Source organism: Sphingomonas sp. CD22 (assembly GCF_034556155.1).
Lineage (GTDB): Bacteria > Pseudomonadota > Alphaproteobacteria > Sphingomonadales > Sphingomonadaceae > Sphingomonas.
The window spans coordinates 1-21,509 of the sequence record NZ_JAYDYX010000008.1 but is presented as its reverse complement, the minus strand read 5'-3'; the positions used below and the strand labels follow the sequence as shown (position 1 = coordinate 21,509).

Below are 21,509 nucleotides of genomic sequence, written 5' to 3'. Positions count from 1 at the left end.
CCTCCCCCGCCAGGGGGAGGTGGCATGCCGCAGGCATGACGGAGGGGGAGGTAAGCGACACGTCTGTTCCGTGTCCTCCCCCTCCGTCACGGCTGCGCCGCGCCACCTCCCCCTGGCGGGGGAGGAATTAGCTTCGACGTTGAATATCGAATCCGCCGCTACCACCGCGCCGTCCGCGATTGGACCAAGCGCAACCCAACCCCCTGCTCAGCCGCGATAATCCGGCCGATCTGTCCTACACGTCACCGCGCTGCTATCGCCCGCCCCGACGAACGCTCTTTCTCATCAACACAGAAACGGAAACGATAGGAGGCGATCGTTTCCGTTCAGGTGTCCAACTTGTCCATGTTCGGCGCCTGCGTCATTCATGCCGCAACGCATCGATCGGATTGAGCGCCGCCGCCCGCCGCGCCGGGAAATAGCCGAACACCACCCCGATCACCGCCGAGATCGCGAAGGCGATGATGTTGATCTGCGGATCGAACGTCCACGGCACCTGCATCAGCGGCACCAGCGCCAGGATGACCCCCTGCGCGATCACCAGCCCGATGATCCCGCCGAGGCACGACAGCGCCACCGCCTCGACGAGGAACTGGAGCAGCACCTCGCGCGCGACCGCGCCGATCGCCAGCCGGATGCCGATCTCGCGCGTCCGCTCGGTCACCGACACCAGCATGATGTTCATGATGCCGATGCCGCCGACGACGAGGCTGATCGCTGCCACCGCCGCGACGATGCGCGTCAGCAACGTCGTCGTGCCGGTCAGCGTGTCGGAAATCTGCTTGGTGTCGAAGATGTTGAAATCGTCGTCGCGCGCCCCGGTGATATGCCGCCGCTCGCGCAGCAGGTCGGTGATCGCGGTCTGGACGGTGCTCGTCTGGTAATCGGTGTCGACGCCGACCAGCATCAGCCGCACGTCGCGGTTGCCGGTGAAGCGGCGCTGCACCGTCTTGATCGGCATGACGACGACATCGTCCTGATCGCCGAACCCGCCCTGCCCGCGCGTGCTCAGCGCACCGATCACGTCGCAACTGACGTTGCCCAGCCGGATGCGCGCACCGATCGGATCGCCACCCCTGAACAGGTTCTGGCGCACGGTATTGCCGATCAGACACACCGCCTTGCCAGCCTCCTGCTCGGCCGGCGTCCAATAGCGCCCGGATACCAGCGGCCACGGCTGGACGGTCAGGAAGGCGCTGGTGGTGCCGTTGATCGTCGTCGACCAGTTCGCGCCCTCGTAGATCGCGGTGGCCGAGGCGCTCGCCTGCGGCGCGACCGCGGTGACGCCGGCGATCTGGTTGGCGATCGCCTCGACATCCTCGGGCTTGAAATTGGGCGGCTGCGGCCCGCCGCCGCCACGGCCGAAGCCCTGACCGGGTCGGATCTGGAGGATGTTGCTGCCCAGCGCGGAAATCTGCTGCTGCACCGCGGCGGTGGTCGCCTTGCCCAGCGTCACCATCGTCACGACCGCGCCGACGCCGATCACGATGCCGAGGATGGTCAGGAACGAGCGCAGGATATGCCGCCGGATCGAGCGCAGCGCGAGGATGAGCGTGGTGCCGAGCATCTAGGCCTCCACCGCCGTGCCCTGCCGGTGCTGCGCCTCGATCTTCTCGACCAGCCCGTCCTTGAAGTGGATGACGGTGCGCGCGAAGGCGGCCATGTCGGGTTCGTGCGTCACCATCAGCACGGTGATGCCGGCGGTGCGGTTGAGATCGGTGAGCAATTCCATGATCTCCACCGATCGCTCGCTGTCGAGGTTGCCGGTCGGCTCGTCGGCGAGCAGCACGTCGGGCTCGGTGACGATCGCGCGGGCAATGGCGACGCGCTGCTGCTGGCCGCCCGACAATTCGGCCGGCGTATGATCCCACCAGCGGTCGAGTCCGACCTTTTCGAGCGCCGCCATGCCGAGCTTGCGCCGCGCCTTCTTGTCCTCGCCGCGATAGAGCAGCGGCAGCTCGACATTCTCCAGCGCGCTGGTGCGGCTGAGCAGGTTGAACCCCTGGAAGACGAAGCCGAGATAGCGCCGCCGCAGCAGCGCGCGCTGGTCGCGATCGAGCGTCTCGACATGATGACCGCGGAACAGGAACGTGCCCGCCGACGGGACGTCGAGGCAGCCGAGGATGTTCATCGTCGTCGACTTGCCCGATCCCGACGGTCCCATGACGGCGACGAAATCGCCCGCCTGGATATCGAGGTCGACGCCCTTCAACGCCTGGAACTGCGTCGCGCCGGTGCCGTAGACCTTGGTGACGTCGCGCATCGTGATGATCGGGTCAGCCACGATGCCCTCCCCACCGCGCCGGGGGCGCGTTACTGCCCACCCGCGCCACCCTGCCGTCGCTGCCCGCCACCGCTGCGCTTGCCGGCCGCCGCACCGTCGTTGCCGGTCGACAATTGCCCGGTGATCACCTGCTGCCCCGGCTTGAGCGCACCGCCGAGCACCTCGGTCATCGTGCCGTTGGTGTCGCCGGTGGTCACCTGCACCGCCTGCGGCTTGCCCTCGGCATCCCTGACGTAGATCGTCTGCGACGCGCCGCGGCCGAGCGTCGCGGTCCGCTCGGGCCGGTCGCGGCGCGGGCGGAAGGTCAGCGATCCCGCGATACCGCCGCTCGATCCACCCGCTCCCGCCGCGGCAGGCTTGAAGCGCAGCGCCGCATTGGGGATCAGCAGCACGTTCCGCTTGTCCGACGTGACGATGTCGGCGGTCGCGGTCATGCCGGGGCGAAGCTGGAGCGACGGATTGGCGACGGTGAGGTCGGCGGCATAGCTCACCACCTGCCCCGTCGTCGACGTGGTGGTCGTCGTGCTGGTCGAGCTTGCCGAGCTGACCGTCAGGTTCGAACCGAGATCGACGCGCGTGATCGTCGCCGGAAAGGTGCGGCCGGGAAAGGCATCGACGGTGAAATTGGCCTTCTGCCCGATCTTCACCTCGCCGACATCGGCCTCGTCGATCGCGACTTCCAGCTTCATCTTGCTGAGGTCCTCGGCGATCACGAACAGCGTCGGCGTGTTGAACGAGGCGGCGACGGTCGCGCCCGGATCGATCTGCCGCGCGAGCACCACGCCGTTGACCGGCGAGCGGATGATCGCGCGGGCACGCTGCGTCTGGTTCTGCGCCAGCGCCGCCTGCGCCGCGGCGACGTTCGCCTGCGCGACCTTCAACGCGGCGACGCTGCGCTGGTAATCGGCGCGGCCGGTCTGGAGCTCGGTCCCCGACGGCACCCGGCCGTTGGACAATTTGTAGACCTCTTCCAGCCGGGCGAGCTGCGCGCGGCTCTCGCCGACGGTCGCCTGCGCCTGATTGACCTGCGCCTGGTTGGCGGCGATCTGCGCCTGTTGCTGGCGGATCTGATCCTCGATCTGCTGCGGATCGATCAGCGCGAGCGGCTGGCCGGCGCTGACGCGGTCGTTGACGTCGACCACCACCTTGGTGACCAGCCCCGACAGCTGCGAGCCGACCGTCACCTGATTGGTCGGCGCGAGCTTGCCCGTCGCCGAGACGGTGACGGTCAAATTGCCGCGCCCGGCCGGCTGCGTCGCATAGCCCGCTTCCGGCTTCGGCCCGAAACAGCTCTTGAGCAGCAAGGCGAGCAGCACCACGCCGATCGCGACGAACACCCATTTGAGGTAGCGGCGCCAGACCGGCACGGGCTTCACGCCCAGGAAATCGTCGATCGGTTCGGCCATCAGCGGGTCTCTGACACGGGGGTTTGGGGAGCACGCTCCGGCGCCTGCGGGACGACGTTCGGGTCCCAGCCACCGCCGAGCGCATTGTAGAGCGCGACCAGCGCGGTCGCCTGATCCGAGCGCGCCTGCGTCAGGCCGTTCTGCGCGGAGAGCAGCGCCGCCTCCTGCTGGTTGAGCGTGGTGAAGTCGGTGAGGCCGCTGCGATACTGGCTGCGCGCCAGGATCGCGGAGGCGTTGGCGGCGTCATAGGCGATACGATACTGCGTCTCGCGCTGGCGTGCGGCGTCGAGCGAGACGATGGCATTCTCGATATCCTCAAGCGCGGTCAGCACCGTGCCGCGATAGGCGGCGAGCGCGGCATCCGCCGCCGCCTCGTTCGACCGCACCTGGCTGCGCAACCGGCCGCCGTTGAAGATCGCCTGCGTCAGCCCGGCGAACAGGCTGCCGGTGATCGCATCGCCGAGGCTGCCGATGCCGGTCGCATTGGTGTTGATATTGCCGCTGATCGCCAGCGCCGGATAGAGCTGCGCCTTGGCGACGCCGATCTGCGCGGTCGCCGACGCCAGCGACCGCTCCGCCGCGCGCACGTCGGGACGACGGCGCAGCGCATCGGCGGGGATGCCGACGCCCACCATAGCCGGGCCGCGCGGGATCGGCTTGGCCGCCGCCAGCGCGGTCCTCAGCGCGCCGGGCGCCTGCCCGGTCAGCACGCCGAGCCGTGCGACCGCGGCGGCATATTGCTGCTCGATCTGCGGCACGGTGGCGGCGGTCTGCGCACGCTGGCTGCGCGCCTGCTCGACATCGACCGAGGAGACGAGCCCCGCCTGCACGCGGAACCCCGCGATCTCCAGATTGTCGTCCTGGATCGCGAGGCTGGCGCGGGCATTGGCGAGCTGCGCCTGATAGGCGCGGGCGAGCACGTAATTGGTCGCCACCTCGCTCTCGACGGTGAGCAGCGTGGTGGCATAATCGAAGCCGCTCGCCTCATATTGCGCGCGCGTCGCCTCGACGGTGCGGCGCACCTCGCCGAACAGGCCGAGCTGGTAACTCGCCGACAGGCCGGCGGAGAAGCTGTTGGTGCCGCCGCCGCCGGTGTCGACCACGGTGCCGTCTGGCAAGGTGAACGAGCGCCCGCCGCCGCGCAGGTTCTCGTTGCGCTGGTAACCCGCCGAGCCGGACAGCGTCGGCAGCAGCGAGGCACGGCTCTGCACCAGCGATTCGCGCGCCTGCCGCAGCCGGGCGATCGCCTGCGCGACATCGGTATTGGTGCGCCGCGCGTCTTCGACCAACGCGCCGAGCACCGGATCGTCGAAGTTCGACCACCAGCGCGTCAGATCCTCCGCCGTCTGCTGCGCCGGAACCGAATAGCCGTCGGGCACGCCGAGATCGGCGGCGCTCTTGGGATGATAATCGGGACCGACGGTGCAGCCGGCCAGCGCGGCGGTGACGAGCAACAGGGCGGGAACACGGGCCATCGCCGTATCGTGTGGTCAACACACTGCGCCGTCCAGCCTTTTTGTGTCGCAATATGTGTCGTGGCGATGTCCGCGCCGACACATGAGCGCGGCGTCAGCGGCCGGTGAAGACCGGCTTGCGCTTTGCGAGGAAGGCGATCCCGCCCTCGTGCGAATCCGCCGAACCCCGCGCCTCGCGCTGCGCCGTCGCCTCGGCAGCGAGCGCGCTGGCATAGTCGCTTTCGAGCGCCCGGCCGAGCGCGCGGCGCATCAGCCCGAGCGCGCGCGTCGGCCCGGCGGCGAGCCGCGTCGCCAGCGCCAGCGCCTCGGCGTCGAGCGCATCGTCGGCGACGACCTTGTGGATCATCCCCCAATCGAGCGCCTTCGCGGCGGGGACGCGCTCGCCGAGCAGCATCATCTCGGTGGCGCGGGCACGGCCGATCAGCCGCGGCAGCATCCAGGTCGCACCGCCGTCGGGGATCAGGCCGATGTTGACGAACGCCTGGAGGAAATAGCCGGTCTCGCTCGCGACGCAGAAGTCGGCGGCGAGCGCGAGGCTGCAACCGATGCCCGCGGCGGGGCCACGCACCGCGCTGACCACCGGCACCGCAAGGTCGAAGAGCGCCGCGATCGTCGGATTGTAATGGTCGGTCAGCGCCGCATGGGTCGCCTCGCCCGGATCGTCGCCGCCGAGTGCGCCGCCGGCGACATCGGCGCCCGAGCAGAACGCCCGCCCCGCCCCCGTGATCAGCACCGCGCGCGCGCCGCCGAGATCGCCGAGCGCATCGCGCAACTCGTCGAACAATGCCGGCGGCGCGGCATTGAGGCGGTCGGGACGGTTGAGGGTGAGGACGCGGACGTCGCCCTGCGACTCGGCCAGGATATGCTGGTAGGTCATCGGGCGCCCCTCCTCGGCGATGCGCAGCGCGCCGGTGCGGTCGACGGCGATAGCTGGTGCACCCGACTGGATTCGAACCAGTGGCCTCTGCCTTCGGAGGGCAGCGCTCTATCCAGCTGAGCTACGGGTGCCTGAGGACGGCGCCTAGCAAAGCCGCGGCGGCGGCGCCAGTGGGTTTATGCCGCAACCGCCTTGGGCGGCGGTGTCTTGGGCTTGAAGGCGCAGAGGTCGGCGACGATGCAGCGCCAGCATTCGGGCCGCCGCGCCTTGCAGACGTAGCGGCCGTGCAGGATCAGCCAGTGATGCGCGTGCAGGCGGAACGGCTGCGGCGTCGCCTTGTCCAGCTTCAGCTCGACCGCGAGCGGGGTCTTGCCGCGGGCGAGGCCGGTGCGGTTGCCGACGCGGAAGATATGCGTGTCGACCGCGAAGGTCTCGGCACCGAAGGCGACGTTCATCACGACGTTGGCGGTCTTGCGGCCGACGCCGGGCAGGCGTTCGAGCGCGTCGCGGTCGGCGGGCACCGCGCTGCCGTGCTCGGCGACCAGCGCCTGCGACAGCGCGATGACGTTCTTGGCCTTGGTGTTGAACAGGCCGATCGTGCGGATGTGCCGCTTGAGATCGTCGGGGCCGAGCGCGACCATCTGTTCGGGGGTCTTCACCTCCGCAAAGAGCTGGCGCGTCGCCTTGTTGACGCCGGCGTCGGTCGCCTGCGCGGACAGTACCACCGCGACGAGCAACTGGTAGGGATTGCCCGATTCGAGCTCCGTCTCCGGATGCGGGTTCGCCTCCGCGAGCCGGCGGTAGAATTCGAAGACGTCCGCCTTCTTCACAGGCCGAGCACGTCGCCCATACGATAGCGGCCGGCAGGCTGGCCGGCGATCCACAGCGCCGCACGTACCGCGCCCTTGGCGAAGATCGAACGGTCCTGCGCGAGGTGCGACAGCTCGATCCGCTCGCCCTCGCTGGCGAACACTACGGTATGATCGCCGATGATCGAGCCGCCGCGCAGGCTCGACATGCCGATCGTCCCCTCGGTGCGCGCACCGGTGAGGCCGGCGCGGCCGTCGACGCGCAGCTCGGACAGGGTCGTCCCCCGCCCCGCCGCCGCCGCCTCGCCGAGCAGGATCGCGGTGCCCGAGGGCGCGTCGACCTTGTGGCGGTGATGGCTCTCGACGATCTCGATGTCCCAGTCGGTGCCGAGCCGCTCCGCCGCCTCGCGGACCAGTTGCGCGAGCAGGGTGACGCCGAGCGAGGTGTTGCCGGTCTGGAGCACCGCGATCTCGGTAGCGGCGGCGTCGATCGCCTCGTGCTGCGCCTGGGTGAGGCCGGTCGTGCCGATCACCAGCGGCGTGCGCGACGCGCGCGCGGCGGCGAGGTGCGAGGCGAGCGCCGACGGCGTCGAGAAGTCGACCAGCACGTCGGAGACGCGGGCGAGCACCGCCGGATCGCCGCCGGCATCGACTCCGCCGGCGAGCGTCGCGCCCGCCGCGGCGATCTGTTCGGCGATCGCGCGACCCATCCGGCCGCTGCTGCCGTAGATGCCGATCGCGGTCATGCGAGGCTCCTAACTTCACCAATGTCGCGCAGAACGGAGGGGGCTTGGGTCATGCCGGCCTTTTGGCACAGGGCCGGGCAGTAGGACAGCGCAACGCGCAAGCCTTTGTTAACGCAACCGTTTATCGCGGACCTGTCGGACATGACCGCCTTTTGCCGCCGGAAACGTTGCAGGACCGGGCGATGCGTCTATCTGGAACGAGATGACCGACATCCGCAACATCGTCGTGCTGACCGGGGCAGGCGTGTCCGCCGAATCGGGGATCGCCACCTTCCGCGGGCCGGGCGGGCTGTGGGAGGGGCATCGCGTCGAGGACGTGTGCACGCCCGAAGCGCTCGCCGCCGATCCGGTGCTGGTGCATCGCTTCTACGATCTGCGGCGGGCGGCGCTCGCCGGGGTCGAACCCAATGCCGCGCATCGCGCGCTCGCCGACCTCGACGCGGCGTGGCCGGGCGAATTGCTGATCGTGACGCAGAATGTCGACGACCTGCACGAGCGTGCGGGCGCGCGCCGGTTGCTGCACATGCATGGCGAGCTGACCTCCGCCCTGTGCGCGCGTTGCGGCGTGCGGCGCGGGTGGCATGATGCGCTGCCGCCGGGAACGCGGTGTGCGGCATGCGGGGCGGCGGCGCTGCGGCCCGACATCGTGTTCTTCGGCGAGATGCCGTACCAGATGGAGCGGATCGAGGCGGCGCTGGCACGTGCCGATCTGTTCGTGTCGATCGGCACGTCGGGGGCGGTGTATCCGGCGGCGGGGTTCGTGCAGCTCGCCGAGGCCTATGGCGCGGATACGCTGGAGCTGAACCTCGAACGGTCGGCGGGGAGCGGTTTCTTCGCGGAGACGCGGCTGGGGCCGGCGGGGGTGCTGGTGCCGGACTGGGTGCGCGGGGTTTTGGGGGCCGTGTAGGTCCTCCCCCGCAAGGGGGAGGATTGGTGGTTACTCCACCCAATCCAGGCCCAGGCCGCGATAGACTTCGCGGTCTTCGTCCCAGCCCGGCTTGACCTTGACGTGGAGGTAGAGGTGGACCGGCGATCCGAGGATGCTCGCCAGTTCGGTGCGGGCGCGGGCGCCGATTTCCTTGATGCGGCTGCCGCCCTTGCCGAGGATGATCGCGCGCTGCGTCGGGCGTTCGACGAGGATCTGCTGGTGGATCTCGACCGAGCCGTCCTCGCGCTCGCTGTATTTCTCCGTTTCGACCGTGCTGGCATAGGGCAGTTCGGCGTGGAGCTGGAGGTAGAGCTGTTCGCGCGTCACTTCGCTGGCGAGCGCGCGCTCGGTGGCATCGGACACCTGATCCTCGGGATAATGCCACGGGCCCGCCGGCATCGCCCTGGCGAGCGCCGACTTGAGTTCGGCCAGGCCGTCGCCAGTCTGCGCCGAGACGAACCAGGTATCGGCGAAGGGCATCAGCGCGTTGAGCTTTTCCGCGTGGAGCAGCAGCCGCGGCTTGTCGGCGAGGTCGACCTTGTTGAGGATCAGGATCTTCGGCTCGGGACGGTCTTTCAGCGCCTCGGCGATCCGCTCGACCTTGCCGCCGATGCCGCCCTTGCCGTCGACGACGAGCGCGATGAGGTCGGCGCCCTCGGTGCCGGTCCAGGCGGCGGCGACCATCGCGCGATCGAGCCGGCGCTGCGGTTCGAAGATGCCGGGGGTGTCGACGAGCAGGATCTGCGCGTCGTCCTCGATCGCGACGCCGAGCAATTTGGTGCGCGTGGTCTGCGCCTTGGGGCTGACGATCGCGACCTTCTGGCCGACGAGCGCATTGACGAGCGTCGACTTGCCCGCATTGGGCGCGCCGACCACGGCGACGAGGCCGCAATGTTGGGTCTGGGTCATACGGCTCCTTACGAAATGTTGGGGGAGCGGGCGATACCCATTCCCGTGCGGGTGATCGCGGCCGGACGGGCCTGGCTTGGCCCTACCCGCGCCTCCCCCTCCAAAGCGAGGGCGGCGTTAGCCGGTCAGCTTCTCCAGCAGCGCTTTCGCCGCCGCTGTTTCCGCGATCTGCTTGTTCGCGCCGGTCGCGGTCGCCTCCGCGAAGCTGCCGATCCTCACCTGTACGGTGAAGCGCGGCGCATGGTGGGGGCCGGAGCGATCGACGACGACATATTCGGGGGTGCGACGGCCGGCGGCGGCGGCCCATTCCTGAAGCGCCGATTTGGGATGTTGCGGCGCCTTGTCGCCGTGCTGGACGCGGCTGCCCCACGCCTTGCGGACGAAGGCGCGGGCGGCGTCGAGACCGGCTTCGCGATACCAGGCGCCGATCAGCGCCTCCATCACGTCGCCGAGGATGTTGTCGCTCTCGTGCGCGCCGTCGTCGCGGGCCTGTTTGCCGAGCCGCAGATGGGCGCGCACCCCCAGCTCGCGCGCCACGTCGGCGCAGACCGCGCCGGTGACCAGAGCGTTGAGCCGCTTCGACAATTGCCCCTCGGGCTCCTTGGGGAACAGCTCCCACAGCCATTCCGCCATGACGAGGCCGAGGACGCGGTCGCCGAGGAATTCGAGCCGCTCGTAATTCTCGGCCGCCTGGCTGCCGTGGGTCAGCGCGCGCTGATAGGGAGCGATGTCGGCAGGACGGCGGCCGAAGGTCTCGGCCAGCCATTCGGGCAGCGCGGTGCTCAGAAGCCCTCTCCGATCCGCTGCCAGCGCGCGGCGGTGAACCAGCTCACGGGATTGATCCACGCGGCGTTGCCGTCGGTCGAGAAGAAGGTGACCACCGCTTTGCCCTCGATCCGCTCCATGGGGATGTAGCCCATGCCGATCGGCGCGGGGAAGCGGCTGTCGGCGCTGTCGTCGCGATTGTCGCCCATCAGGAAGACGTCGCCGGCGGGCACGGTGTAGAGGCCGGTATCGTCGGCCTGCGGGATGTCCGCCTGGTCGAGCACCATATAGCTCTTGCCGTTGGGCAGCGTCTCGCGGAAGCGCGGATAGCGGCAGATCGGCACGCCGGCGGCATCGACGTCCTGGAAATTGGCGCCGCATTTCTGCGCATCGAAATTGGCGGTGAGCGGCAGCACGAAATCGGCGACGCGCTGCTTGGGGATCGGCTTGCCGTTGAGGATCACCTGGCCGCGGCGGACCTGGATCGTGTCGCCGGGCAGGCCGATGACGCGCTTGATGACGTCGTGATCGTCGGGCTCGGGCGAGCGGAAGACGACGACGTCGCCGCGCGTCGGGTCTCGACCGAGGATGCGGCCGGGGATGAGCGGCAGCCCGCCCGGCAGCGACCAGCGTGAATACCCATAATTCCATTTGGTGACGAACAGATAGTCGCCGATCAGCAGCCGCGGCAGCATCGATTCCGAGGGGATCGAGAACGGCGCGAACAGGAAGCTCCGGAGGATCAGCACCGCGATCGCCAGCTTGACGAGGAAGCGCAGCGTCTCGTTCAGCTCCGAACGCGGCGGTTTGGCGGTCGTGGCGGTGGCCGCTGGGGCCGGCGTCGGTGTCTGATCCATAGTCAGGGAGCCTTAGCGTCCCCCGAGCGTCCTGAGTAGTCGTTCCGACCGACCGGGGCTTGCCCGCCCGCGCAGGTTCGATACGGAGCTGACACGAACATCCCTTCCCCCAAGGACGGAAAAACGACATGAGCGACTGGTCTGCGATCGAAGCCCTCCCCTCCCCCAAGCTGGTCGATCTGTTCGAGCAGGATAGCGAGCGCCTGTCCAAGTTCAGCCTCGACGTGGGGGGCATCCACTTCGACTGGTCGAAGACGCATCTGACCGCGCAGGCCGTCGATGCCTTCGTCGCGCTGGCGCAGGCCAAGGACCTCGCCGGCAAGCGCGATGCGCTGTTCGGCGGCGAGCATGTCAACGTCACCGAGGACCGCCCGGTCGGCCATACCGCCGAGCGCGGCGAGGGCGATCCCGAGAGCGTCGCGCTGGCGCGCAAATTCCACGAGCGGATGCGCTCGCTGATCGACGCGATCGAGGGTGGCGCATTGGGCGACATCCGCCACGTGCTGCATATCGGCATCGGCGGATCGGCGCTGGGGCCGCATCTGCTGGTCGATGCGCTGGGTCGCGAGGATGCGCGCTACGACGTCGCGATCGTCTCCAACGTCGACGGGGTCGCGCTGGAGGATGCGATCAAGGATTTCGATCCGGCGGCGACGCTGCTGGTGGTGGCATCCAAGACCTTCACCACCAAGGAGACGATGCTCAACGCCGAATCGGCGCTGCAGTGGATGACCGAACATGGCGTCGAGGACCCCTATGGCAAGGTGATCGCGCTGACCGCGGCGCCCGACAAGGCGATGGAATGGGGCGTCGACGAGACGCGCATCCTGCCGTTCGGCGAGGGTGTCGGCGGACGCTATTCCTTGTGGTCGTCGATCGGCTTTCCGGCGGCGATCGCGCTCGGCTGGGGGGCATTCGAGGAATTGCTGGAGGGTGCCGCGGCGATGGACCGGCATTTCCGGCTGACCGCGTTGCACGAGAATGCGCCGGCGTTGGCGGCGTTCGCCGACCTCTATTACACGCAGGTGCGCCACGCCGAGACGCGCGCGCCCTTCGCCTATGACGAGCGGCTGCGGTTGCTGCCGAGCTATCTCCAGCAGCTCGAGATGGAGTCGAACGGCAAGGGCGTCACCGTCGACGGCCAGCCGGTCGGGCGGCCGACCGCGGCGATCACCTGGGGCGGGGTCGGCACCGATGCGCAGCATGCGGTGTTCCAGTTGCTGCATCAGGGCACGCATCTGGTGCCGGTCGAGTTCATCGCGGTGATCGAGCCGGGCGATACGTTGGCCGAGGATCATCATCGCCAGTTGCTGCTCAACGCCTTCGCGCAGGGTGCGGCGCTGATGAAGGGCAAGCAGGTCGAGGACCCCGCACGCTCGTACAGCGGCGACCGGCCGTCTTCGACCCTGCTGCTCGACGTGCTCGATCCGCGGACGCTGGGGGCGCTGATCGCCTTCTACGAACATCGCGTGTTCGTGAACGGGGTGCTGCTCGGCATCAATTCGTTCGACCAGTTCGGCGTCGAGCTGGGCAAGGAGATGGCGAAGGCGGCGGACCAGGGCGGCCAGTCGTTCGACGCCTCGACCGAGGATCTGATCCGGCGCGCCGGGCTGGAGTGAGCGGGGCGTTCGGGATCGTCGCGCGTTGAGGCGCGATGATCCCGTTCCTGCTCGCCGCCGCGCTCGCGCCCCTTCCCGCCACCGTCGCCGCGATGCGCTGGGAACGGCGGGTGTTGCTGCTGTCGGCGGCGCGCGGGGACGATGCGGGGCTGGCGGCGCAACGGCGCGCGCTGGCGGGATGGGATGCGGCGGCGCGCGAGCGCGACCTGGCGGTGGTGACGATCGTCGGCGACCAGGTGAGCGGCGCGGATGATCGCGCGGCGGCGCTGCGCAAACGCTATCGGCTGCCGGCGGGGCGGTTCGTCGCGATCCTGATCGGCAAGGACGGCGGCGAGAAACTACGGTCTGCCGAGCCGATCGCGCCCGAGGTTCTGGCGGAGACGATCGACGCGATGCCGATGCGGCGGGCAGGAGAGCGGTGACGTTGCAGAGCAAGCGCACGCCTTCTATGTGTACGATTCTGCGGAGCCATACACATGCGGACCAATATCGAGATCGACGACGCTTTGATGGCGGAAGCCACCCAGTTGAGTGGCTTGAGGACCAAGCGTGACGTGGTCCACTTCGTCCTGAACCGTTACGTCAAGATCGAGCGCCAACGCAAAGCGCTGGAAGGATTGCGCGGGCTCGGCTGGGACGGTGATCTTGAGGCGATGCGTACCGACGATCCGGTGCGCGAATGGGGATGATCGTCGTCGATTCCAGTGTGTGGATCGACCTGCTGAGCAATCGGGATACGATCCAGACGCGAGCATTGACGGGATATCTCGATCGGGGCGATCTCCTAGGCATCGGCGACCTCGTCCTTATGGAAGTGTTGCAGGGCGCACGAAGCGAGACCCGCGCGGATGAGGCGATGCGGTTCTTCGCCCGCTTCGATCGACTGACGATCGGCAACCACCGCGTCGCCGTTGAAGCCGCCCGCCACTATCGCCATCTGCGCAGCCTCGGCATCACGATACGCAAGACGATCGACACGCTGATCGCCACCCGCTGCATCCTCGACCGTCTTCCGCTGTTGTACAGCGATCGTGATTTCGACCCTTTCGTCCAGCATCTCGGCCTCCGGTCGGCGCTGACCCTCCCGGAGTGAAGTGATGTCCGACTATGATTACGACCTGTTCGTCATCGGCGCAGGGTCCGGGGGGACGCGGGCAAGCCGGGTCGCCGCGGCGCATGGCGCCAAGGTGGCGGTCGCCGAGGAATATCGCGTCGGCGGCACCTGCGTCATCCGCGGCTGCGTGCCCAAGAAACTGCTGATCTACGGCGCGCATTTCGCCGAGGACCTGAAGGACGCCAAGCGCTTCGGCTGGCAGGTGCCGGATCAGTGTGCGTTCGACTGGAAGACGCTGCGCGACAACGTGCTCGAAGAGGTCGACCGGATCAACGGTGCCTATACGCAGACGCTGGAGACGCATGGCGTCGAGATCATCCACCAGCGCGCGGTCGTCACCGGGCCGCACAGCGTGCGCCTCGCCGACGGCAGCGAGAAGACCGCGGGACGCATCCTCGTCGCGGTCGGCGCGCATCCCGCGGTGCCCGATTGCCCCGGCGCGGAGCACGGCATCACCAGCAACGAGGCGTTCCACCTCGACGCGATCCCCAGGCGCATCCTGATCGCGGGCGCGGGTTACATCGCCAACGAATTCGCCGGCATCTTCCACCAGCTCGGCGCGCACGTGACGATCATGAACCGCACGCAGGACATCCTGCGCGGCTACGACCTGTCGATCCGCGACCGGCTGCTCCAGATCAGCATGATGAAGGGCCTGGAGTTCAAGTTCGACGCCAATTTCGAAGGGATCGAGAAGGGCGCGAACGGCTGCCTCACCGTCCATATGTCGAACCACGATCCGGTCACGGTCGACATGGTGATGTTCGCCACCGGCCGCGTGCCGAATACCAAGGGGCTCGGGCTGGAAGCGGCGGGCGTCACGCTGGAGAAGGGGGCGATCGTCGTCGACGCGCAGAACCGGTCGAGCGTCGACAGCATCTTCGCGGTCGGCGACGTCACCAACCGCGTCCAGCTGACCCCGGTGGCGATCCGCGAGGGCCAGGCGTTCGCCGACACCTTCTACGGTGACAAGCCGACGACGGTCGATTACACCAACATCCCCGCGGCGGTGTTCAGTCATCCGCCGATGGCCGGCGTCGGCATGACCGAGAGCGAGGCGAAGCAGAAGCTGGGATCGATCCGCGTCTATTCATCGGATTTCCGGCCGATGAAGAACGTGCTCGCGGGCCGTAACGAACGCGCGCTCTACAAGATGGTCTGCGACGGCGAAACCGGGCGGATCGTCGGTCTGCATATGATCGGGCCGGACGTGCCCGAAATCCTGCAGGCGGCGGCGATCGCGGTGAAGGCGGGGCTGACCAAGGCGCAGTTCGACGACACCGTGGCGCTGCATCCGACGATGGCCGAAGAATTGGTGCTGATGAAATAAGCGTCGGCCAAACGCCAGGATGAATCATTCGAGATTCCTTCCTTTCCGGACGACGACGGGCGTCGACGTACCTCTCTTTTCGTCACCCCGGGCTCGACCCGGGGTCCCGCTTCTTCCCGATCCGCACCGGTAGAAGGCAGCGGGACCCCGGATCAAGTCCGGGGTGACGGATAGAAGGTGCAAGGTTGCGGCGGTGCTGAATGTCGATTTGTCCCAAGCCACCCGATGGGCGCAGCGGCGCTAACGCTGCGCCTGGAGGTAAGCGATCACGTCGGCGCGATCGAGCGGGTCGGGCAGGCCCGGGAAGCCCATCGAGGTACCGGGCGCGAAAGCCTGGGGATCGGCGAGCCAGGCATCCAGCCGCTCCGGCGTCCAGCGGCCACCGACGCGTTGCAGCGCGGCGGTATAGCCGAAGCGCTGGCTGACCCCGGCGACCGGCGCGCCGATGACGCCGGCCAGGGTCGGGCCGTTGCGGTCGGGCGCGCCGCGGCGACTGGCGTGACAGGCGGCGCAGCGCGCGAACTGGCGATCGCCGGCGGCGACGCTGGCGACGCGCAGCAGCGCGGCAAGATCGGGGGACGGTCCGGCGGCGGCGCGGCGGGCGGCGCGATCGTCGTTCGAACACGCGGCGAGCATCAGGCCCGCCGCCAGCCAGAGCGCACGCGCCGTCACGCTCTTGCGGGCCTCTTTACCTTTGTCCGTTACGGACCGACCATGAACCATAAGATTCTTGTCCTCGCGCTGTCCGGCGCCATCGCGGTGACCGGCGTGCCGATCCCGCCCGCGACGTCGATCCCCGCTTATGCGGCGCAGCGACGCCTGATGGCGAGCCGCGGCGTGCAACAGCAAGCCTATTTCGCACGCCGGCTGACGCTGGTCGCCGAACGACTCGACCGGCAGCGCCGCGCCGGACTGATCGCGGCGGGACCGGCGGCGTTCATGCGCGACGATCTGACGCGGATATGGATCGGGATGGACCGCTACGTCCAGCGCGGTGCGGCGCTCACCCCGAACGAGCGGCGGAGCTATTGCGCGATGCTCCGCCGCGTCGAGCAACGGCTGGCGCGGGCGGAGGCGCGGCAGCATGCCGGCCCCCGCCTCGCCGATCGGTCAGTCCGCGAACAATAAGACCGGCGTTTCGAGCTGCGTCTTGAGCGCCTGGACGTAGCTCGCCGCATCCCAGCCATCGACGACGCGATGATCGCAGCTGATCGACAAATTCATCAGCTTGGCGCGGCGGATTTCGTCGCCGCGGCCGGTGAAGACCGGGCGTTCGACGATCTTGTTCGGACCGATGATCGCCACTTCGGGGCGGTTGATGACCGGCGTCGTCGCGATGCCGCCGAGCGGCCCCAGCGAGGTGACGGTGATCGTGCCGTTGCCGAGTTCTTCCGGCTTCAGCTTGTTGGCGCGCGCCGCCTCGGCGAGGCGGGCGATCTCGGTGGCGAGCTGCCAGACGTTCCTGTCCTGCGCGTCGCGGATCACCGGCACGGTGAGGCCGGCGTCGGTCTGCGCCGCCATGCCGAGATGGACGCGGCCCGAGCGCGTGACCACGCCCGCCTCGTCGTCGTACCGCGCGTTGAGCATCGGGAATTGCGGCAGGGTGCGGCAGATCGCGACGATCAGCAGCGGCAGAAGCGTCAATTTGGGGCGCTGGCCGCGGTGATCGTTGAGGTCGGCGCGCATCGCCTCGAGCGCGGTGACGTCGATCTCATCGACATAGGTAAAGTGCGGGATGTTGCGCTTCGACGCGGCCATGTTCTCGGCGATGCGGCGGCGCATCCCGATGACGCGGATCTGCTCGTCGGCACGCGCGCGGCTGGCGCCGGGGGACTGATAGCCCTGGCCCGCATTGTAGCGCAGGAAGGCGTCGAGATCGGCATGGCGGACGCGGTCGGCGTCGGTCTTCACCTGCGCGAGGTCGATGCCGAGATCGCGCGCGCGGGCGCGCACCGCGGGGGAAGCGAGGGCCTTAGGCTCCTCCCCGGCACGGGGAGGGGGACCATCCGAAGGATGGTGGAGGGGGGCTGCCACGGGCGGCGCGCTCGCGTCTTGCCTTACGGGCGGGGTCGCTTGTGGAGCGCCACCTCCACCACCGGCTTCGCCGGCGGTCCCCCTCCCCGTGCCGGGGAGGATTTCCTCCACCCCCGGATTCTCCGCCTCATATTGTTCGGCGACCTCCGCCTGCTCGGCACTCGGCGGCGCGGCGGCGACCTCGCCCCCGCCGGCATCCTCGGTCTCGATCACCACCAGCGCGGCGCCGATCGCGACCTGGTCGCCGACCTCGCCGGCCAGTGCGACGACGACGCCCGACACCGGCGATTCCATCTCGACGGTCGCCTTGTCGGTCATCATGTCGGCGATATTCTGGTCTTCCTCGACCCGGTCGCCGACGCGCACGTGCCAGGCGACGATCTCGGCCTCGGCGATGCCCTCGCCGATGTCCGGCAGCTTGAAGGTGAAGCGGGCCATTATGCGTCCTTCATGATCTTCTTGAGGGCCTGGCCGATGCGCACCGGCCCCGGGAAATACGCCCATTCGAGGCTATGCGGATACGGCGTGTCGTAGCCGGTGACGCGCTCGATCGGCGCTTCGAGATGGTAGAAGCAGCGCTCCTGCACCAGCGCCGACAGTTCGGCGCCGAAGCCGCTGGTGCGCGTCGCCTCGTGGACGATCATGCAGCGGCCGGTCTTCTTGACCGAGGCCTCGATCGTCTCGATGTCGAGCGGGACGAGCGTGCGCAGGTCGACGATCTCGGCGTCGATATCGTGCTCGGCGATCACCGCGGCGCAGACGTGGACCATCGTGCCGTAGCACAGGATGGTCAGCGCCTCGCCCTCGCGCACCACCGCGGCCTTGCCGAGCGGCACCTTGTAATAGCCGGTCGGCACCTCGCCCGCGGGATGTTTCGACCAATTCTCCGACGGCTTGTCCCAATAGCCGTTGAACGGGCCGTTGTAGATGCGCTTGGGTTCGAAGAAGAGGACGGGGTCGTTGTCCTCGATCGCCGAGATCAGCAGGCCCTTGGCGTCATAGGGCGTCGCCGGGATCACCGTCTTGATGCCGGAGACGTGGGTGAAGATGCCCTCCGGCGATTGCGAATGCGTCTGGCCGCCGAAGATGCCGCCGCCGAACGGCGAGCGCACCGTCATCGGGCTGATGAACTCGCCCGCCGAACGATAACGCAGCCGCGCCGCCTCGGACACGAGCTGGTCGAGCGCGGGATAGATGTAGTCGGCGAACTGGATCTCGGGGACCGGGCGCAGGCCGTAGGCGCCCATGCCGATCGCGACGCCGATGATGCCGGTTTCGGTGATCGGCGTGTCGAAGACGCGGGTCTTGCCGTATTTCGCCTGCAAGCCCGCGGTGGCACGGAACACGCCGCCGAAATAGCCGACGTCCTCGCCCATCACCAGCACGTCGGGATCGCGCGCCATGCAGATGTCGAGCGCGCTATTGATCGCCTGGATCATGTTCATGCGGGCGGTGCCGGTGTCGGCGGCGGGTTCTGGCTGGGTGGTGGTGTCGGTCATTCCACAATCCTCGTCACCCCGGGCTCGACCCGGGGTCCCGCTATCGTGCGCGGAAGGAAAGAAACAGCGGGACCCCGGGTCAGGCCCGGGGTGACGGCGTGCGCGGCCATCACTTGCGCGCCCATGGCCGGCCGCTCGCCTCTTCCTCGGCGATCATCTGCGCCTGCTGTTCGCGCAAATGCCACGGCATCTCCTCGAACACGCCGTCGAACAGCGTGTCGAGCGGCTGGTGCAGACCGTGGCCGAGGATGCCGTTCTTCTCGGCCTCCTTCTGCTCGGCCTTGACGTATTCGGCGAGCTCGCGGTCCTGCGCGGCGTGGCGCTCCTCGTCCCATTCGCCGATGACGATGAGGTGCTGCTTCAACCGCGCGATGGGGTCGCCGAGCGGCCAGGCGGTGGGTTCGCCGGCGCTGCGATATTGCGTCGGATCGTCGGAGGTCGAATGGCCCTCGGCGCGATAGGTGAAATGCTCGATCAGCGTCGGCCCGGCGTTGGTGCGCGCGCGCTCCGCCGCCCACAGCGTCGCGGCATAGACCGCGAGCGCGTCATTGCCGTCGACGCGCAGCCCGGCGATGCCATAGCCGATCGCGCGCGCCGCGAAGGTCGTCGCCTCGGCCCCGGCGAACCCCGAAAAGCTGCTGATCGCCCATTGGTTGTTGACGACGTTGAAGATCACCGGCGCGCGATAGACCGCGGCGAAGGTGCAGGCGGAATGGAAGTCGCCCTCCGCGGTCGAGCCCTCGCCGCACCAGGTCGCGGCGATCCGCGTGTCGCCCTTGGCGGCGGACGCCATCGCCCAGCCGACGGCCTGCGGATATTGCGTGGTGAGATTGCCCGAGATCGAGAAGAAGCCGTGGTCGCGCGCCGAATACATGATCGGCAGCTGCTTGCCCTGGAGCTTGTCGCCGCGGTTCGAATAGATCTGGTTCATCATCTCGACCAGCGGATAGCCGCGCGCGATGAGCAGCCCCTGCTGGCGATACGACGGGAAGCACATATCCTCGAAATCGAGCGCCTGCGCGGCGGCGATCGCCACCGCCTCCTCGCCCGTCGCCTTCATGTAGAAACTGGTCTTGCCCTGCCGCTGCGCGCGGAACATCCGCTCGTCGAAGGCGCGGAGCAGCGCCATGTTGCGCAGCATCCGCCGCAGCATGTCGGGCGACAATTTGGGGTCCCACGGGCCGACCGCGCGGCCGTCCTCGTCGAGGACGCGGACCAGCGTATAAGCGAGATCGGTGAAATCGTGCGCCGAGGCGGCGGTATCGGGTCGCCGCGCGGCGCCGGCGGGCGGCACGTCGACGCCGACGAAGTCGACCGCATCGCCCGGCCGGAACTTGGGTTCCGGCACGTGCAGCGTCAGCCCGGGAAGATTCCGGGGCGGCTGCCCATTGGCGCGAGGATACTCGCTGGCCACATCTCTCTCCTGCACGTCCGACGAGGGTCGTCGGCGCTGTTGTTGGATCGTGTTGCGCGGCTGTAATTAAATTTCAAGCGGCTTTTCGGTGGGCGGAGCGATTCCGCTGTACCGGTCGAAACGGATGGTATGCCGGGCAGACCCCATTCCTCCCCGGCACGGGGAGGTGGCAGCGCAAAGCGCTGACGGAGGGGGGCGTCCACAAGCGCGACGCCTGCGGCCCGCCCCCTCCACCACCCGCTTCGCGGGCGGTCCCCCTCCCCGTGCCGGGGAGGATTGGCTCACGCCACGGTCTGTTCGATCACGCCGAAGATCGGGTGGTGCCGGTCGTCCTCGGCCCAGATGCGCACCGTGTCGCCCTTGCGCAGGAACGGCGTCGTCGCCTTGCCGGTGGCGATCGTCTCGACGGTGCGCAGTTCGGCGAGGCAGGAATAGCCGACGCCGCCCGCCGCGATCGTCTGGCCCGGGCCACCATCGGGGCCGCGGTTCGAGACGGTGCCGGAGCCGACGATCGTCCCCGCGCCCAGCCGGCGCGTCTTGGCGGCGTGCGCGACCAGCGTGCCGAAGTCGAAGGTCATGTCCTCGCCCGCCTCGGCGCGGCCGAACGGCTGGCCGTTGAGATCGACGTGGAGCTTGCGGTGCAGCTTGCCGTCCCGCCACCAGTCGCCAAGCGCCTCCGGGGTGACGAACACCGGCGAGAAGGCGCTCGCCGGCTTGGACTGGAAGAAGCCGAAGCCCTTGGCGAGTTCGCCGGGGATGAGGTTGCGCAGGCTGACGTCGTTGGTCAGGCCGACCAGCCGGATGCCGGCAAGCGCCTCCTCGCGGCTCGCGCCGAGCGGCACGTCGCCGGTGACGACCACCACCTCGGCCTCGAGATCGCAGCCCCAGGCCTCGTCGGCAAGCGGGATCGGATCGCGCGGACCGAGGAAGCCGTCCGAGCCGCCCTGATACATCAGCGGATCGTGCCAGAAGGTCTCGGGCATCTCGGCACCGCGCGCCTGCCGGACGAGTGCGACATGGTTCACATAGGCCGATCCGTCCGCCCATTGATAGGCGCGCGGCAGCGGCGAGGCGGCGTCATGTTCGTGGAAGCGTTCGCGGGGGATGACCTCGTGGTCGAGATCGGTGGCGAGGTTCTTGAGATCGGGCAGCAGCCGGTCCCAATCGTCGAGCGCGGCCTGCAAGGTCGGCGCGACATGCGTCGCATCGGCGCACCAGGCGAGGTCGGTGGAGACGACGACGAGCCTGCCGTCACGGCCCTGCTTCAGACTGGCGAGTTTCATCCGGCGCATCCTCTCATGTCGTTGGCCCGACGGTGTATCGGCTGGCGTGCCGGGTTGCGACGGAAAAGTATCGGCGGATACGAGATGCGCCGGCCCACCAATCGCCACCTCACCCCTCCTTCGTCATCTCACCCCTCCTTCGTCATCCCACCCCTCTTCG

Annotated in this window: 22 protein-coding genes and 1 tRNA gene; 7 read left to right on the top strand and 16 right to left on the bottom strand. The window is 68.7% G+C overall.

What is annotated here, in order from left to right:
• Window positions 1-361: 361 nt before the first annotated feature.
• From SFC76_RS15420 to dapB, 8 genes are all read right to left on the bottom strand, one after another.
• On the bottom strand, window positions 362-1,567 hold the full coding sequence (locus tag SFC76_RS15420; RefSeq protein ID WP_322850299.1) for an ABC transporter permease: 1,206 nt from the start codon (window positions 1,565-1,567) through the stop codon (window positions 362-364).
• Window positions 1,568-2,287 carry an ABC transporter ATP-binding protein gene (locus SFC76_RS15415; RefSeq protein ID WP_322850459.1) on the bottom strand — a complete coding sequence of 240 codons (720 nt, stop codon included), beginning with the start codon at window positions 2,285-2,287 and terminating at the stop codon, window positions 1,568-1,570.
• 26 nt (window positions 2,288-2,313) lie between these two features.
• The gene (locus tag SFC76_RS15410) at window positions 2,314-3,690 is read right to left on the bottom strand and encodes an efflux RND transporter periplasmic adaptor subunit (protein ID WP_322850298.1); all 1,377 of its coding nucleotides are present in this window, start codon (window positions 3,688-3,690) and stop codon (window positions 2,314-2,316) included.
• A complete protein-coding gene (locus SFC76_RS15405; protein ID WP_322850297.1) occupies window positions 3,690-5,165 on the bottom strand; it encodes an efflux transporter outer membrane subunit in 1,476 nt (491 codons plus the stop codon). The genes SFC76_RS15410 and SFC76_RS15405 overlap by 1 nt, the downstream gene beginning before the upstream one ends.
• Window positions 5,166-5,259: 94 nt before the next feature.
• A complete protein-coding gene (locus tag SFC76_RS15400; RefSeq protein WP_322850296.1) occupies window positions 5,260-6,042 on the bottom strand; it encodes an enoyl-CoA hydratase-related protein in 783 nt (260 codons plus the stop codon).
• Between the two features lie 54 nt (window positions 6,043-6,096).
• Window positions 6,097-6,173 (bottom strand) — tRNA-Arg (locus tag SFC76_RS15395).
• A gap of 45 nt (window positions 6,174-6,218) precedes the next feature.
• On the bottom strand, window positions 6,219-6,872 hold the full coding sequence (gene nth, locus SFC76_RS15390) for an endonuclease III (protein WP_322850295.1): 654 nt from the start codon (window positions 6,870-6,872) through the stop codon (window positions 6,219-6,221).
• On the bottom strand, window positions 6,869-7,597 hold the full coding sequence (gene dapB, locus SFC76_RS15385) for a 4-hydroxy-tetrahydrodipicolinate reductase (RefSeq protein ID WP_322850294.1): 729 nt from the start codon (window positions 7,595-7,597) through the stop codon (window positions 6,869-6,871). The genes nth and dapB overlap by 4 nt, the downstream gene beginning before the upstream one ends.
• Before the next feature lie 202 nt (window positions 7,598-7,799).
• Between dapB and SFC76_RS15380 the strand changes: the two genes are divergently transcribed.
• Window positions 7,800-8,504 (top strand): NAD-dependent deacylase, encoded by a 705-nt coding sequence (locus tag SFC76_RS15380; protein WP_322850293.1) that lies wholly within the window; start codon window positions 7,800-7,802, stop codon window positions 8,502-8,504.
• Between the two features lie 30 nt (window positions 8,505-8,534).
• On the opposite strand, the gene era is transcribed toward SFC76_RS15380, so the two are convergent.
• The 3 genes from era to lepB form a co-directional block, all read right to left on the bottom strand.
• Entirely contained in the window at window positions 8,535-9,434 is a 900-nt protein-coding gene (gene era / locus SFC76_RS15375; protein WP_322850292.1) for a GTPase Era, read from the bottom strand.
• Window positions 9,435-9,551: 117 nt separating this feature from the next.
• Window positions 9,552-10,220 (bottom strand): ribonuclease III, encoded by a 669-nt coding sequence (gene rnc, locus SFC76_RS15370; protein WP_322850458.1) that lies wholly within the window; start codon window positions 10,218-10,220, stop codon window positions 9,552-9,554.
• A complete protein-coding gene (gene lepB / locus SFC76_RS15365; protein ID WP_322850291.1) occupies window positions 10,217-11,056 on the bottom strand; it encodes a signal peptidase I in 840 nt (279 codons plus the stop codon). Before lepB ends, rnc begins: the two co-directional genes overlap by 4 nt.
• A gap of 128 nt (window positions 11,057-11,184) precedes the next feature.
• Here lepB and pgi point away from each other — a divergent pair, with 128 nt between their 5' ends.
• The 5 genes from pgi to gorA are packed head-to-tail and all read left to right on the top strand — an operon-like array spanning window position 11,185 to window position 15,119.
• Window positions 11,185-12,675, top strand: a complete 1,491-nt coding sequence (gene pgi / locus SFC76_RS15360) for a glucose-6-phosphate isomerase (RefSeq protein WP_322850290.1) — start codon at window positions 11,185-11,187, stop codon at window positions 12,673-12,675.
• Between the two features lie 35 nt (window positions 12,676-12,710).
• The gene (locus tag SFC76_RS15355) at window positions 12,711-13,097 is read left to right on the top strand and encodes a DUF4174 domain-containing protein (RefSeq protein ID WP_322850289.1); all 387 of its coding nucleotides are present in this window, start codon (window positions 12,711-12,713) and stop codon (window positions 13,095-13,097) included.
• A gap of 54 nt (window positions 13,098-13,151) precedes the next feature.
• Window positions 13,152-13,364 carry a type II toxin-antitoxin system VapB family antitoxin gene (locus SFC76_RS15350; RefSeq protein ID WP_322850288.1) on the top strand — a complete coding sequence of 71 codons (213 nt, stop codon included), beginning with the start codon at window positions 13,152-13,154 and terminating at the stop codon, window positions 13,362-13,364.
• Complete coding sequence (locus SFC76_RS15345; RefSeq protein ID WP_322850287.1) at window positions 13,355-13,768, top strand: PIN domain nuclease; 414 nt, start codon at window positions 13,355-13,357, stop codon at window positions 13,766-13,768. The genes SFC76_RS15350 and SFC76_RS15345 overlap by 10 nt, the downstream gene beginning before the upstream one ends.
• A 4-nt stretch (window positions 13,769-13,772) precedes the next feature.
• A complete protein-coding gene (gene gorA / locus SFC76_RS15340) occupies window positions 13,773-15,119 on the top strand; it encodes a glutathione-disulfide reductase (protein WP_322850286.1) in 1,347 nt (448 codons plus the stop codon).
• 240 nt (window positions 15,120-15,359) lie between these two features.
• Here gorA and SFC76_RS15335 read toward each other — a convergent pair whose 3' ends face one another.
• The gene (locus SFC76_RS15335; protein WP_416222431.1) at window positions 15,360-15,791 is read right to left on the bottom strand and encodes a c-type cytochrome; all 432 of its coding nucleotides are present in this window, start codon (window positions 15,789-15,791) and stop codon (window positions 15,360-15,362) included.
• 42 nt (window positions 15,792-15,833) lie between these two features.
• On the opposite strand from SFC76_RS15335, the gene SFC76_RS15330 reads away from it, so the two are divergent.
• Window positions 15,834-16,247: a hypothetical protein gene (locus SFC76_RS15330; RefSeq protein ID WP_322850285.1), complete on the top strand. Its 414-nt coding sequence runs from the start codon at window positions 15,834-15,836 to the stop codon at window positions 16,245-16,247.
• Here SFC76_RS15330 and SFC76_RS15325 read toward each other — a convergent pair.
• The 4 genes from SFC76_RS15325 to SFC76_RS15310 form a co-directional block, all read right to left on the bottom strand.
• A complete protein-coding gene (locus SFC76_RS15325) occupies window positions 16,230-17,591 on the bottom strand; it encodes a dihydrolipoamide acetyltransferase family protein (RefSeq protein ID WP_322850284.1) in 1,362 nt (453 codons plus the stop codon). The two genes, SFC76_RS15330 and SFC76_RS15325, sit on opposite strands and share 18 nt — an antisense overlap.
• On the bottom strand, window positions 17,591-18,598 hold the full coding sequence (locus tag SFC76_RS15320; RefSeq protein ID WP_322850456.1) for an alpha-ketoacid dehydrogenase subunit beta: 1,008 nt from the start codon (window positions 18,596-18,598) through the stop codon (window positions 17,591-17,593). Before SFC76_RS15320 ends, SFC76_RS15325 begins: the two co-directional genes overlap by 1 nt.
• A gap of 163 nt (window positions 18,599-18,761) precedes the next feature.
• A complete protein-coding gene (locus SFC76_RS15315) occupies window positions 18,762-20,066 on the bottom strand; it encodes a thiamine pyrophosphate-dependent enzyme (protein ID WP_322850283.1) in 1,305 nt (434 codons plus the stop codon).
• Window positions 20,067-20,347: 281 nt separating this feature from the next.
• Window positions 20,348-21,349: a fumarylacetoacetate hydrolase family protein gene (locus tag SFC76_RS15310; protein ID WP_322850282.1), complete on the bottom strand. Its 1,002-nt coding sequence runs from the start codon at window positions 21,347-21,349 to the stop codon at window positions 20,348-20,350.
• Between the last annotated feature and the right edge of the window lie 160 nt (window positions 21,350-21,509).